The organism is Flavobacterium sp. GT3R68 (assembly GCF_007109225.1).
In the GTDB taxonomy this organism is placed as follows: Bacteria; Bacteroidota; Bacteroidia; order Flavobacteriales; family Flavobacteriaceae; genus Flavobacterium.
This window is the reverse complement of the sequence record NZ_VJZK01000001.1, coordinates 1-14,623: the sequence shown is the minus strand read 5'-3', so window position 1 is coordinate 14,623 and position 14,623 is coordinate 1. Positions and strand designations below refer to the sequence as shown.

Sequence of the window (14,623 nt, the reverse complement as noted above, 5' to 3'; positions counted from 1 at the left end):
TTATTATGTCACACGAACATGTTTCTAATACAAAAAAAATCTGGTTTGTTTTCGGATTATTATCTGTTGTAACAACGGTAGAGGTTTTCCTTGGGATTGTTAAACCGGAATCACTGCACTTGAACCATTTACTTGGAATGAATTTGCTGAATTGGATATTTTATATCTTAACCATTTTCAAAGCTTATTATATTGTCTGGGCATTTATGCACATGGAAGGCGAAAAAGGAACTTTAAGATGGGCAGTTGTACTCCCGGTTATCTTCCTGGTTATTTACTTATTATTCATCCTTTTAGTAGAAGGTAATTATATTTTCGAGGTTTTTAAAAATGCCACTATCAAATGGAATTTTTAACAGTATATTAATTCATAAAAAAGACGGTATTACACCGTCTTTTTTTATTTTTGCACCTTAAATAATTTCATATTTAAAAATGAAAAAAAATCTGGTCCTTTTCACGTTGTTTATCTTGCCTATTGTTGCCTACCTCTTCTTCGCATCGGGGATAAACAGTTTCAATAAATTACCTACACTTACGCCTCATATTCCTGATTTTGGCGCTTGGCATTCCTTGGATGGAAAACCGGTAACCCTGGATAAAAAAATTACGATTCTCGGTTTTTCCGGATTAGATATTTTAAAGAACAAGGGGAACTACTTTAACCTGAACCAAAAAATTTACCAGCGGTATCACGAATTCAAAGATCTGCAGTTTGTTGTATTATGTCCCATAGGAACAGAAAATGACGCCAAATACATTGTAGATGAGCTTTCGGCTATTACCGATGTTTCCCAATGGCATTTTGTTTTCGCGCCTACAGAAGAAATCCATGCTTATTACAATCAATTGAAGCTGGTTGGGAAATTAGATTCCCATTTCGGGACGCCAAATGTCTTCATTGTAGATAAAGAACGTAACTTAAGAGGCAGAAAGGAAAAGAAAGACTACAAGGAAGGCTATAATACTTTCCATCCCTCTGAGCTGAGTAATGAGATGCTGGATGATTTTAAAATTATCCTGTACGAATATCGGGCAGCTTTGAAAAAGAATCATAATGCCACAAGAAAAATCTAATTCTTATGCTAAAAAATAAATCCTATATCGGCATCTCATTGGTAATCCTGGTTTTTGGAATTTATGCCATTCCCAAGATCGTGGATCGCGTAAAGAATCATGAAGTGGTGAAGGGCGAACGCCTGGATGCGGTTTCGAATCAAACCGTAAAAGATGGCAAGCTGATGAAAATCGGACCGGCACCCAAATTTGAACTGAAAGATCAAAACAATAAAACCATTTCCAATAAAGATTATCTGGGGAAAGTCTATATCGTCGAATTTTTCTTCACGACCTGTCCAACAATCTGCCCAAAGATGAACCGGAACATGATCGATATCCAGAATAAATTCTTTGGAAATCCTAATTTCGGAATTGCATCCATTACCATAAATCCGGAACACGATACCGCGGAAGTCCTGAAGTCGCATGCGGAACTCTTGGGTGTAAAATCCTCCAACTGGCACATGCTGACAGGAAATAAAGCGTATATTTTTGACATTGCCAACAAAGGGTTCAATTTATATGCGGGCGAAAACAGCAAAGTAAACGGTGGTTTCGAACATTCGGGATTGTTTGCACTCATCGACAAAAACGGAAACATCCGTTGCAGAAAAGACGATTATGGCAACCCGATTTTATATTACGACGGAATTGAAAAAGAAGGAGTGAAGGCTATTCAGCAGGATATTGCAATTTTATTGAGAGAATAACATGGAAGATAATACGATTGAACAAAAATATAATAAGTGGATTGTGGCGTTATCGGTTACTATCCCGTTAGTGGTTGCCGTCCTTTTTACGGTTAACTTAAAAAAATTGGGGTTTAATGTGACTCCGCTTTCTTTTTTACCTCCTATTTATGCTTCCATCAATGGGATTACCGCTATGGTTTTGGTGTCGGCAGTGGTCGCCATCAAAAACGGGAACAGAAAACTGCATGAAAATCTGATGAAAACTGCGATTGGTCTTTCGGTTGCTTTTTTAGCAATGTATGTAGCCTATCACATGACTTCTGATTCAACCAAATATGGAGGCGAAGGAGTTAGCCGCTATGTCTATTTTTTTATCCTGATAACGCACATTGTGCTTTCTATCGCGATCATCCCGTTAGTATTGATTACGTATGTCAGGGCGTTGGCTCAAAAATTCGACAAACACAAGAAAATCGCTAAAATTACATTCCCAATCTGGTTGTATGTTGCCGTTACCGGTGTCGTAGTGTATCTGATGATTTCCCCGTATTATGTTCACTAAAAAAAATATACTAAAAATTACTTTAGTGCTCCTGATGTTTTTGGGAACGCCTTCCGCTAAAGCGCAGTGTGCCATGTGCCGCGCCGCCTTGGAAAGTGAAGGGAACGCCGTAAAAGCGGAAGCAGTCAATGACGGAATCGTTTACTTAATGGCGATACCGTATATTCTGGTGGGCGGAGTCGGGTACTATATTTACCGCATGAAAGCGAAAAAATAAATAAGTCTTTTTCAGTTTCCTCTAAATAATTTGGGCGTGTTCGCCGCGGCGAACGGGCTATCCGCTTTATCCACGCAAAAAAAGCGCGGGATGCCGCTTCCATCCCTCACGCGGAAGTTGGCTTACTTAATGCCGTCAACGGTAACGTTTACATCTCCATTTACCTTGATAAAAGCAATAATCGCTTTGTTGGTCAATTGTATTTTCTGGAACTGGATATCTTCCATGACCCCGTTGATAAAAACGCCTGGCATCGGTGAGTAATTCTTCAGGTATTTCATCATGCTCTGCTTGCCTTCGTCCAGATTAGGCTTAATCGAATAGCGGCAACTCTCCTGAATTTTTCGCAATACTAACCCTTGGGCTAACCAGTTGGCCGTTTTCATCAATCGGCTTTTCGTATCAATGGCATAATCCAGTTGGTCGAAATACACTTCTTTCGTAGTCTCGTTGTATTGCGGATAACCCGTCAAATAAATGGTTCCGTTCAGGCTTCCCAATAAATCCAGTGCGATGACCATCTTTCCGTTTTTATGCCAAAGCGCAACATTTTGCACCGTTACTTTTTTACTTCCGGTGCCAAATTCCTGTCCGGAGAAGTTCTTTGTCATTATTTTGGAGGCATCCTGATAACTGGAAACAGCAACTATATTGGCCGAAATGTGATCCGGCATTTGTGTTACGGGTTTTAAGATAATTTTCGTTCTGTCAAACTTCGTTGCTGGTTTTTGCCCGATTAGGGTTTCCATCGTGCATTTCAAACCCATATCCATCGTGATGGTTTCTTTTTTGAATTTGGCATCCGTGGTATATAATTCAATTGGCACCACACGAAGCCAGGTGTCATAAGCTTCGTTCATCTGAAAAGGCGCGCAGATTTTTTCCAAGGCGTCCAATACATTCGACTTGAAATCCATTGAGGTGCCAATAGATTCATCTATTTTTCTTTCGATTTTGGATTTGAACAAACGTACCGTTGGATTAATTAAATACGTAATAGGTACTGTTTTTCCCAGTACCGTTGTTGTAGGCGATTCATTCCAGTCCAGTGATTTCAATTCTGTCGTGGTGTTTAATTTCCAATTGGACAAACTGACATCACTAATTAATGTAACGATACCATTAAGGTTGAATTCGCGCGTGTTATATAAATCAACACCTAACCGGTCGGTTCCGATGCGGTATTTTACAAATGCTTTTAAAGGCAGAACCGTTTTTATTTTTCCGTTTAGATTTTCAATTGAGATGGGGGCCAGCTTCCAGACCTTCATTTCGATATCATCGTCCTCAATATTAGTGTCTTCATAAATCAACCCGGTCAATGTCCTGTTGGTCTGGTTTTCGATATCCTTCAGTTTGATTACGATTGGAATTTTTATAAAAGATGTGGTGTTTTCGTAAGCCAATGGCGATGCATCATCTGGCTCCGGTTTTAAAGAGGCAATTTTCTGGGTCGAAGAACAGCCTGAAAGCAGTACAATCAGGGAGAAAAAAGCGATGTGAAATATAGTTTTCAAAGGGATGCAAGGTTAGATTTTAACAGGGTAAATTTAATTTTAATTTCGAAACATTTACAAAAAAATCCTGTAACATAAATTCGAGAGAATCGTCTTATAAGATTAATTTGTTTTTCGTTAAAAAATTGACAAAAAAACATAAATTTGCAATCACTAAAATTATCCTTTGCACGATACACATCCTATGAAAGAAACTGTAGTTAGTAAAATAACATTAATTTTTGCCTTGCTTGCAGGAGTTTTTTCCCAAGCCCAAACCAAACAATGGACCTTAGCGGAATGTGTGGATTATGCGATAAAAAATAATATTTCCATCAAACAATCGCAATTGGACAATCAAATCGCTGCGATTGATAAAAGAAGTGCGGTTGGAAATTTCCTGCCCACATTAAGTGCAGATGTTAGACATTCCTGGAATATTGGATTGAATACAAATGTTATTACCAATGCAGCTGAGAATCAAACTACACAATATACTTCTGCGAGTTTGAGTTCCGGTTTTAGCATTTATAATGGTTTACAAAACCAAAACCGTCTGCGAAGAGCCAATCTTTCTCTTGTTGCAGCACAGTATCAACTGACAAAAATGAAAGATGATGTTGCGTTGAATGTAGCAAATGCTTTTTTACAAATCCTTTTCAATAAGGAAAATGTGAAAGTGCAGAAAGAACAATTGACCAACACAGACCGACAAATGCAGCGTTCCCAGGAATTGGTCAATGCCGGTGTGATACCGAGAGGGGATTTATTGGATATCAAAGCTACAACAGCGACCAACGCTCAGGCGATTGTGAATGCTGAAAACGCATTGTTGATTTCAAAATTGAGCCTGGCACAACTTTTACAACTGGATAATTTTGAGGATTTCGACATTGCGGATTCTGATAATACGATAACAGAAAGTTCGACAATGCTGCAAACTCCGGCGTCCATATATGAAAAAGCAAAAGAGGAGCGGGTTGAACTGAAAATTGCAAAAACAAACATGGAAATCGCCGAAAAGGACATGCGGATTGCAAGAGGAGCATATCAGCCAAGTTTAAGCGGTTTTTATAGTTTTAGCACCAGCGCTGGATATTCGGATAGAGTGGTAGGATTTGAACCCAACGCTTCTAATCCTTATTCTTCAAGTGGGGCAATAGTAAATGTAAACGGTACTGACTATAATGTTATGCAAGCCAATTATACCCCAATTTTAGGAAAGCCAGAACCGATTTTTAATCAATTTAGCGATAACAAAGGCCATAATTTTGGAGTTCTGTTAAGTATTCCGATATTAAATGGATTTTCTGTTCGCAATAATGTCGAAAGATCCAAAGTGGCTTTAGAGCGTTCTAAAATCGCGTTCAGTCAACAGGAACTGGATCTGGAAAGAAATGTATTTACTGCTTTTACCGATGCCAAAGGAGCACTGAAGGCCTACGAATCTGCCGTGACAGCCTTGGAAGCAAGACAGGAAGCGTACAATTATGCAAAGGAAAAATATGCAGTAGGAATGATGAATGCTTTTGACTTCAATCAATCCCAAACGTTATTCGTCAATGCGCAATCAGAAGTATTGCGAACAAAATACGATTATATCTTTAGAGTAAAAGTGTTAGAATTTTATTTCGGAATCCCAATCATTCAAAAACAATAACCATGTCAAAAAAAACAATTTATATTTTATTAGGTGTTGCAGTAGTTTTAATTGTGGCTTTATTAGTGCTTTCTAAAACCGGGGTAATTGGAAATAAAAAAGACGGGACCGAAGTAGAGATTGCTAAGGTAGATGAAATCACTATTGTGGAAACAGTTTCAGCTACCGGAAAAATCCAGCCGGAAATTGAAGTGAAAATTTCATCGGAGGTTTCAGGTGAGATTATTGCCCTACCTGTAAAAGAAGGTCAAGTGGTAAAAAAAGGGGATTTGTTGGTTAAGATCAACCCGGATTTATATACGTCTGGTCTGAATCGTTCGGTTTCAAATTTATCAGGAACCAAAGCTGGTCTGAGTCAGGCCGATGCTTCTTTCAGGGAAGCCAAATCGAATTATGACAGAAACAAGACGTTATTCGAAAAAGGAATTATATCCAAATCGGATTGGGACAAGGCAATCGCTTCTTTTGAAGTAGCAAAAGCATCGAAACAATCAGCTTACTATAATGTACAAAGTGCTTCTGCAACGGTGAGCGAAGCCAAAGACAACTTGGGTAGAACTACCATCTATGCCCCGGCTGACGGAACCGTTTCAATGCTCGCTGTAGAATTGGGGGAGCGTGTTTTGGGTACGCAGCAAATGACAGGTACAGAAATTTTGCGTGTGGCCAACCTGAACAATATGGAAGTGGAAGTGGATGTGAATGAAAATGACATCGTGAAAATTAATGTTGGGGATTCTGCAAAAGTAGAAGTGGATGCCTACCTGAAAAAAGAATTCAAAGGGATTGTAACAAGTATATCCAACTCGGCCAGTTCTGCTTTAACGGCGGATCAGGTTACCAATTTTAAAGTTAAAATCAGAATCCTAAAAGAATCCTACGCAGATTTATTGAAAGGACAACCGGCAAGTTATTCTCCATTCCGTCCCGGGATGACCGCAACTGTCGATATCATCACCACCAGAAAGGAAAAAGTATTGGGAGTGCCAATCAGTTCGATTGTAATTAAATCCGATACTGCTGCGACAGCTAAAATTGAAGTTCAGGATCCGGAAGAAAAAGAAAATAAAATAACTCCTAAAAGCGACAAAAAATTCGAATGTGTTTTTGTCAAAGTAGGGGATAAGGCAAAAATCAGAATCATCAAAACCGGAATTCAGGACGATACCAATATCGAAATCACATCCGGCCTGAGAAAAGGTGATGTGGTTATTGTGGGGCCTTATACAACGGTGACGAAGGAATTGAATTCCGGTGATGCAGTAAAAGTAAAAACCGAAGCTGATAAGCTCAAGGATAGAGAAAAAGAACGCGAAAAGAAAGCCTAAACGATTTTAGATAACTAGTATGCCGTACATTCTTAATATAGAAACTGCCACCAAAAATTGTTCTGTTGCTGTAGCAAAAGAAGGGAAGACAATCCTGTGCAGGGAAATGGCGGAACAGGGTTATTCCCATGCCGAAAAACTGCATGTTTTTATTGAAGAGGTATTACAGGAATTGCATTTAACCTTCAAAGATTTATCCGCCGTGGCAGTCAGTCAGGGTCCGGGATCTTATACAGGATTGCGTATTGGTGTTTCGGCAGCCAAAGGATTGTGCTTTGCGTTAAACATTCCGCTGATTGCTATTGATACCCTCCAGGTGTTAGCTTCTCAGGTAACCATTGCAGAAGGGATTATTGTCCCAATGATTGATGCCCGAAGAATGGAAGTCTATAGCGCGGTTTACAATGCCCAATTTGAAAAAATCCGGGAAGTAAGAGCCGAGATTATTACAGAAGACTCTTTTGATGATGTCAAGGAGATAATAAATTTTGTGGGTGATTGCAGCGAGAAGTGTAAAACGGTGCTTTACAAAGAGAATTTTGTGTTCGTGGATGAAATTATCTATCCTTCCGCAAAAGAAATGGATACGTTAAGTTTTAATAAATTCATCGCGACTGATTTTGTAGATGTGGCTTATTTTGAGCCTTATTATTTGAAAGATTTTATGATTACCAAATCATCGAAATAAAAAAAGACCTTCTAAACAGAAGGTCTTTTTTTTATCATTGCACTTGCCTTTTAATCGGCGTCTTCTTCAATTTTATTGATATTGTCTTTTGCCGTGTCTATTGCATCATCCGCAGCATCAGCTCCGTCGTTGGCTAAAGAATTTGCTTTGTCTTTTACAGTTTCAGAAGTGTCGGCTACCCAATCTTCAGCTTTGTCTGCAGTGGCAGCTGTTTTGTCTTTAATATTTTCGATCACATCATTGGCTTTTTCAGAAGCCTGATTAGAGAAATCTTGTGCTTTATCTTTTGCTTTTTCAACAAATTCATCTGCTTTGTCCATAACTGGGGTTGCTTCATTCTTAGTATTTCCCATAAATTCGTTCACTTTTTCTGAAGCCTGAGCAGAATATTCACTTGCTTTCTCTTTTGCTCTATCAGCAAAATCTTCCACCTTGTCCATCATTGGGGCTGCTTTTTCTTTAGCATTGTCGATAAACTCTTCAAATTTTTCAGAAGCCTGGGAAGAATATTCTCCGGCTTTATCTCTGGCTTTATCAGCAAAATCCCCAGCTTTATCCATCAGTGGAGCTGCTTTTTCTTTCACGTTGTCAACAAAATTATCCAAAGTTTCTGTAGCTTGTGCAGCATATTCATTCGCTTTTTCTTCAATTTTTTCGACAACAGGTCCCGCAGACGCTTTTGCTTTTTCAAGAGAGTCCTGGGCTGCGTTTCCAGCCTTGTCAGCGTAATTACTTGTAGATTCTTTGGCTGTGCCAAATAAATTCTTAAAAAAACTTCCTATTCCCATGATGTTTTGTTTTTTGGTTAATATACGAATTTACGCATTTTTTTTAAATCAATGACATAACTTCTTCAAATTTAGCTGTTGGTTTACCGCAGGTTTTATTTTGGCAAACATAAAAAAGCGTTTCTGTTTCTGAAAACCGATTTTGTAAAAAGGGCAGGGCAGAAGGTTTCTGAGAACCGGCTATAGTCAGATTCGGAATATATTGAGCATTGATTTCTTTTCCGTATTCCGAAGCGCTTTCTCCGCAAATGGCCAATTCCTTCTGGTCTTCGGAATAGTTCAGAAACACATTCAGCCAATTTGAATACGCCGAAGGATAGTCGATATTTGGAACTACGTTTTCCAGCATTCGACGGCAGACTGTCTCATAATATTGGTTGTCAAAATAAATGCTCAATTTAAACAGGTTATTTGACATCACCGAATTCGATGCCGGAATGACATTGTCTTCGGTTTCGAAATGCCTTGTGATTATTACTTCGTCTTTATTGGATGTAAAGGCAAAAAAACGGGATTTTTCGTCGTAAAAATGGTCAAAACAATAATCAGTCAATTGTTTGGCATGCTGCAGCCACATTTCATCAAATGTGACTTCATATAATGATATAAATGCGTCAATCACGAAACAGTAATCCTCAAGATAGCCGTTGATGTTGCTTTTTCCGTTTTTGTAATTGTGCCAAAGATTTCCTTCGGGCGCCCACAAGTTTTTGATGATGAAATTTGCATTTTGAAGTGCGGTCTGCAAATAGTTTTCGTCTGCCAAAGCTTTGTAAGTATCGACATAACCTTTGAGCATAATCGCATTCCACGAAGTCAATGATTTATCATCCAGTCTCGGTTTGCTTCGTTTTTCCCTTTCGGCGAAAAGGAGCTGTTCCCAAAACATCTTTTTGGACTGTAATTCGGAAACTTCCATTTGATTATTTTTCGCTATGACTTCCAGCGGTTGATTTTGAATCAGCACAAAATTATTCTCTTCCCAATACCCAAAATCATTGATATTGAAAACCAGACTGAACAGTTTGAAATCTTCTTTTAGCAGTTTTTGCAGTTCGTCTTTTTTCCAGACATAAAAGGCACCTTCTTCCGGATGATGTTCTTCGTTCAGACTATCGGCATCCAGGGCACAATAAAAACCGTTCGTCGTATTGGTCAGTTCCCTTGAAATGAAGGTCAGCGTTTTTTCGATGACTTCTTTATACAATGGATTTTTGGTCAATTTGTAGGCATCTGCATATAGGGAAACCAATTGGCCATTGTCATACATCATTTTTTCAAAATGTGGAACGTGCCATTTCATATCGACCGAATACCTTGAGAAACCCCCGCCAACAGTATCAAACAATCCGCCGTAAGCCATTTTGGTCAAGGTCAGATGGACGAAATCCAAAACCTGCTGGTTCTGTTTCTGGTGACCGTATCGCAATAAAAACTGATAATTATTCGGCATCATGAATTTGGGTGCGCGTGCCATACCGCCAAACTCCCAATCGCAACTGCGCATCCATTTTTCGATGAGTGGTTCTAGCAATTCCTGATTTAATTTGGTTTCGCTTACCGGACTGGTAATTGGACTGAGGCTTTCTATTCCCTGATGCAGTTTTTCGGCATAATCCAGCATTTTTTCAGGGTCATTAAGGTAAAGCAGTTGTAGTTGTTCTAACGTGTTGATCCATTCGTCTTTGCGGAAATAGGTGCCGCCCCAAACCGGTCTTCCGTCGGGAAGTGCCACAATGTTTAAGGGCCAGCCGCCGCGTCCGGTCATAATCTGTACGGCTTTCATATATACGGCATCAACATCGGGGCGTTCTTCGCGATCGACCTTGATACTGACAAAATTGTTGTTCATCGTTTGGGCCACTTCGTCGTCCTCGAAACTTTCGTGTTCCATGACGTGACACCAATGACAGGCCGAATAGCCTATGCTAACGATGATAAGTTTGTTGTTTTCTTTGGCTTCTGCAAGGGAATTTGGGTTCCATGCCTGCCAATGCACGGGATTGTTGGCGTGTTGTAAAAGATAGGGGCTGGATTCGGATTGTAATTGGTTCATGGGATGGTTTTTTAGCCCAGATAGCAGTGGAAATCCCACGCTTTTTTTGCGTGGATTGCAACGGATAGCTGGAAATAGCTCCTAAAAATAAAAAAGCGTCTCTAAAAGAAACGCTTAAATATAAGAAATTTTATGATTTAAAAAGTTATGCATTTAGAGCTTCGACCTTGATGTCCTCGTCTTTTAGCATGTCTTTCAGCATGTTTTCGATTCCGTTTTTCAGCGTGAAGGTCGAAGAAGGGCATCCGTTGCAGGCACCCTGAAGGATTACTTTTACTCTCTTTTCCTTTTCGTCGTAAGAATCGAACAGGATATTTCCACCATCAGCGGCTACGGCGGGTTTTACGTATTCCTCCAGAATGTTGATGATTTGTTGGGAAACGGTATCCAGCGAATCGAAATTTTTGATTTGTTGTTTTTCCTGTTTTTTATCAGCGGTAGCGATTGTCTCGTCGAGTACGGTTCCGCCATTTTCGATGTATTGTTTGATGAACGAGCGCAGTTCCAACGTGATTTCACTCCAGTCGTTGACTTCGTATTTGGTTACCGAAATATAGTTCTCGTCGATAAAGACTTCCTTAACATATGGGAAACCGAATAGTTCTTTGGCCAGCGGCGAAGCGGCAGTTTCGTCAATGTTTTTAAATTCGACTGCGTTTTTGGTCAGCATGCGGCTTACGACAAATTTTAGCGCGGCCGGATTAGGGGTAATTTCGCCGTATACGGTAATGGCTGATTTTTTGGATTTGGTTTCGTCAGCAGTAACGATGATTCCGCCTTTGTTGATAAAATCTTCTATTTGTTCTGCTACGGCCTCCTGAACATCTTCCCATTCGACAATGCTGTATCTTTCGATAGCGATGAAATTCCCTGAAATATAAACGGTTTTCACAAACGGAAGATAAAATAATTGTTGAGCAAGCGGGGAGTTTTTGGCCTCGTCGATATTCTTGAACTCGAAGCTTTCGTTTTGGGTGATAAAATCCGGAAATTCAAATTTTAATATGGTAGGATTTTGGGTCTGTTTTATGTTTATTTTAATCATTTTTATTTTTTTTTGATAATGGAGATTTATGTCTCTTTTTTTGCTGCTGTAAAGGTAGCTTATTTCAATTAAAAAATAGATATTCAAAGAAGTGCGATCAACTGTTTCTAGAGGCTTATTTTTGTTTATTTTGTTTTATCAAGGTTATCTGAAGATATAAATAGCGTCTTTAACAAAATGATAAAGTTTTGTTAATTAAAATTTTCACAAAAATTTTTTTTATTGAATAAGTTTTGCATATTTGTTTTATCAATAGTACAATATTTTAATAAATTAGTCACCAAATTTTATGAAGCACCATTACTCTCTACCTACTATTTCCTTGATTTTTCCTTTTTTATTTGATAGCCAAAATGAATCAACAGATTCTTTCTTCGGGGACTCTTAATTCGTAATTATCATAAAAATCATTTAGAAAAATTTATTCACGGGATTAATTTGTAAAGTTTATACTGCAAATTAGTTAGTGTATAATTATATTTTTTTGAGAGTTTTACTATTTAAAAACTAGACCATATATCATAACCAAAATCAAATACAGATTATGAAACCTACATTGTTATTAATACTATTACTGATTATGCCTTTTTGCATGACAGCCCAACACGCCAGCTTGGATAAAAATAGCACAGCCAATTATAATTTACCACCGGGTTTATCTTTTGGAAAAAAATTCATTACTACACTTGATTTGTCTTATAAGCTTCATGGCGGAACATCTGCTGTAAGTTATCAAGATTCGGAATTAAAAATCGCAAAAGTTTTTTTAAATAATGATTTGGAAGCCATAAAAGAATTGGATCCTGTAAATTATAATTATTATACAACTGCAAATAGCTACTTTAATAATCTTTCGAATAAAGTAAAAAATCTCTATACGAAAAATGAATTATTCTACATCTATGTATTTGATCAGAATTTAAAGAATAAATTATTAACTATTAAATAAAGAGAGTTATGAAAAATAAATACTTATTACTTTTTGTTTTTTTCTTATTTACTAGTATTGCCTTTGCTCAGACCTATAATATGGCCAACGGAGCAAATGGTACTATAAGTTCATGTTCAGGGACATTTAGGGATGGAGCCGGAAACTACTCTGCTAACCAGAACAGTACTATTACATTTTGTCCTACCACACCGGGGGATTTGATTCGGATTACGTTTACGTCATTTGATACTGAAAACGGATACGATTATTTAGACATGTGGCAAGGGAGTAGCGTTGGAGCTGTTGGGACCAATGATGAGCACTTTACGGGGGCTGTAGGGGCTTTTACAGTTACTTCTTCAGATCCTAGCGGTTGTTTGTCTTTTCAATTTATATCTGACAATATTACTCAAGCTGCCGGATGGTCAGCAACGGTCTCCTGTATAACACCTTGTACGCCGCCAGTAGCAGCATTATCAACCACGGCCACTCTTGATATTTGTCCGCCAACATCAGTAAGCCCAGGCTCTTTAACCGTACCCTTTAATGGTTCGCCTTCTACCACGTCTTCAGGAGTCATTGCTAAATGGGAATGGGATTGGGGTGATGGTACAACAAGTGTTACGACAGTTCCTAATACAACACATACTTTTCCTACAATGGGATTTTTTGTCGTTAAGTTAAAAGTTAGAAATAATATTACAAGTTCTGATCCATTAGGATGTGAGAGTACCAATTCTGTTACCCGTAACATTCGGGTAATGCCCCCGCCAAATTTCACGGGAAGTACTACGGGTCCGATAAATATTACCTGTGGTAGTTCAACAACTTTAAATGCATTGGCTGCTTCTCAGACGATTACACAAGCAACCCCAAGTATTGTTGGGTCAACAATATCTTTGCCGAATGGTACTGGAGCGAGTTATCAGTCCAGTGTTGATTATACAGGTTTTTTTCCGACTGGAGCAACGATGTCTGCGGGTTGTTATCCAACTTTGACTTTTAATATAGAGCATTCTTATTCAGGTGATTTGTCTATTGATTTAATTTCCCCTTCAGGAGAAACGGTCCGGGTTTACAATAATGGGTATGGAAACAGTAATCTCTTTGGTACTTGTGTGAATGGTGTCGATGGGGATGGTATTGCTGGTTGCGGTGCTACTTATACGGTTGTGAATTCAGGCGGGATTGCTTGGCCTCCGGGAGGGACCATTGGAACGACAACAGTATCTACAGCTTGTGGAACTTATACCGGGTCTTGTCAAGTAGGGAATTATTATATACCCCAAACCTATAATTCGATGAACCCGTTTTCAGTACTTAATGGTGCTGATCTAAATGGTGTTTGGTCAATCAGGGTTACAGATAATTTGAATTTTGACGATGGGACGTTATTTAATTGGTCATTGAGTTTCCCTGCGGCTTGTTACGCATCGTTACAGTCAGTAACACCGGGTATTACTACGGCAACATGGTCTAATGGTGGGTCAGGACCACTTGTGCCCGCTCAAACAACCACAAGCACAGTTGTCACAAATCCTGGACCAGGAGTATGTCCTGCACCAGGCCCATGTTTGGGAAATCAGCTAGCAAATAACATTACCATAGGACCTTTTCCAAACCCTGGGTCTTTCATTTATAATTTAACTGCGGTTGACCAATTCGGTTGTCAATATCTTAGACCAGTGACGGTTAATGTAACAGCGGTTTGTCCAACTGCAACTATTAGTTATGCGGGATCTCCATATTGTAAGACTTCCGGTGTTCAATTAGTTACTTTAAATGGAACTGCTGCTTATACAGGTGGTACATATAGTTCAATCCCAGCAGGATTAACTATTGATCCTGTAACGGGAACTATTACTCCAAGTACAAGTACTACAGGTGCTTATACGGTTTTTTATACAATTCCAATCAGCGCTTGCTGTGCATCGCCTGTTGTAGCCCAAACAAATGTGACTATAACGCCAAATAACACGATTGCGTTAACATCGGCAGCGGGCACAAACTCTCAAACGGTTTGCACCGGCACGCCAATAGCCGCTATTACTTATGCGACAACTGGCGCAACGGGTGCTACCTTCTCGGGACTTCCAGCGGG

At 39.0% G+C, this 14,623-nt stretch carries 14 protein-coding genes; 10 read left to right on the top strand and 4 right to left on the bottom strand.

Annotated features, from left to right (window positions below; translation table 11 throughout):
- The first annotated feature begins 5 nt into the window (after positions 1-5).
- The 5 genes from FNW07_RS00070 (at position 6) to FNW07_RS00050 (ending at position 2,530) form a co-directional block, all read left to right on the top strand.
- Positions 6-356 carry a cytochrome C oxidase subunit IV family protein gene (locus FNW07_RS00070; protein WP_126744466.1) on the top strand — a complete coding sequence of 117 codons (351 nt, stop codon included), beginning with the start codon at positions 6-8 and terminating at the stop codon, positions 354-356.
- 79 nt (positions 357-435) lie between these two features.
- Entirely contained in the window at positions 436-1,077 is a 642-nt protein-coding gene (locus FNW07_RS00065; RefSeq protein WP_126744465.1) for a hypothetical protein, read from the top strand.
- Positions 1,078-1,082: 5 nt separating this feature from the next.
- Positions 1,083-1,769 (top strand): SCO family protein, encoded by a 687-nt coding sequence (locus tag FNW07_RS00060; RefSeq protein WP_126744464.1) that lies wholly within the window; start codon positions 1,083-1,085, stop codon positions 1,767-1,769.
- Position 1,770: 1 nt separating this feature from the next.
- On the top strand, positions 1,771-2,313 hold the full coding sequence (locus FNW07_RS00055) for a DUF420 domain-containing protein (protein WP_126744463.1): 543 nt from the start codon (positions 1,771-1,773) through the stop codon (positions 2,311-2,313).
- Complete coding sequence (locus tag FNW07_RS00050; protein WP_255512706.1) at positions 2,303-2,530, top strand: hypothetical protein; 228 nt, start codon at positions 2,303-2,305, stop codon at positions 2,528-2,530. Before FNW07_RS00055 ends, FNW07_RS00050 begins: the two co-directional genes overlap by 11 nt.
- A 122-nt stretch (positions 2,531-2,652) precedes the next feature.
- Here the strand turns inward: FNW07_RS00050 and FNW07_RS00045 are convergent, their stop codons facing one another.
- Entirely contained in the window at positions 2,653-4,047 is a 1,395-nt protein-coding gene (locus tag FNW07_RS00045) for a DUF4403 family protein (RefSeq protein ID WP_126744462.1), read from the bottom strand.
- A 184-nt stretch (positions 4,048-4,231) separates the two neighbouring features.
- On the opposite strand from FNW07_RS00045, the gene FNW07_RS00040 reads away from it, so the two are divergent.
- Genes FNW07_RS00040 through tsaB form a run of 3 tightly spaced genes read left to right on the top strand, consistent with a single transcriptional unit; the run spans position 4,232 to position 7,702 of the window.
- Entirely contained in the window at positions 4,232-5,686 is a 1,455-nt protein-coding gene (locus FNW07_RS00040) for a TolC family protein (protein ID WP_126744461.1), read from the top strand.
- Positions 5,687-5,688: 2 nt separating this feature from the next.
- A complete protein-coding gene (locus FNW07_RS00035; RefSeq protein ID WP_126744460.1) occupies positions 5,689-7,014 on the top strand; it encodes an efflux RND transporter periplasmic adaptor subunit in 1,326 nt (441 codons plus the stop codon).
- Between the two features lie 19 nt (positions 7,015-7,033).
- Positions 7,034-7,702 carry a tRNA (adenosine(37)-N6)-threonylcarbamoyltransferase complex dimerization subunit type 1 TsaB gene (gene tsaB / locus FNW07_RS00030; protein ID WP_126744459.1) on the top strand — a complete coding sequence of 223 codons (669 nt, stop codon included), beginning with the start codon at positions 7,034-7,036 and terminating at the stop codon, positions 7,700-7,702.
- 50 nt (positions 7,703-7,752) lie between these two features.
- On the opposite strand, the gene FNW07_RS00025 is transcribed toward tsaB, so the two are convergent.
- From FNW07_RS00025 to FNW07_RS00015, 3 genes are all read right to left on the bottom strand, one after another.
- A complete protein-coding gene (locus tag FNW07_RS00025) occupies positions 7,753-8,490 on the bottom strand; it encodes a hypothetical protein (RefSeq protein ID WP_126744458.1) in 738 nt (245 codons plus the stop codon).
- A gap of 43 nt (positions 8,491-8,533) precedes the next feature.
- Positions 8,534-10,546, bottom strand: coding sequence for a thioredoxin domain-containing protein (locus FNW07_RS00020; RefSeq protein ID WP_126744457.1), 2,013 nt, complete (start codon positions 10,544-10,546; stop codon positions 8,534-8,536).
- Positions 10,547-10,691: 145 nt separating this feature from the next.
- Complete coding sequence (locus tag FNW07_RS00015) at positions 10,692-11,591, bottom strand: NifU family protein (RefSeq protein ID WP_126744456.1); 900 nt, start codon at positions 11,589-11,591, stop codon at positions 10,692-10,694.
- Positions 11,592-12,135: 544 nt separating this feature from the next.
- Between FNW07_RS00015 and FNW07_RS00010 the strand changes: the two genes are divergently transcribed.
- Positions 12,136-12,540: a hypothetical protein gene (locus tag FNW07_RS00010; protein WP_126744455.1), complete on the top strand. Its 405-nt coding sequence runs from the start codon at positions 12,136-12,138 to the stop codon at positions 12,538-12,540.
- 8 nt (positions 12,541-12,548) lie between these two features.
- The coding region (locus tag FNW07_RS00005) for a PKD domain-containing protein (protein ID WP_144265606.1) at positions 12,549-14,623 on the top strand (2,075 nt) is incomplete at its 3' end.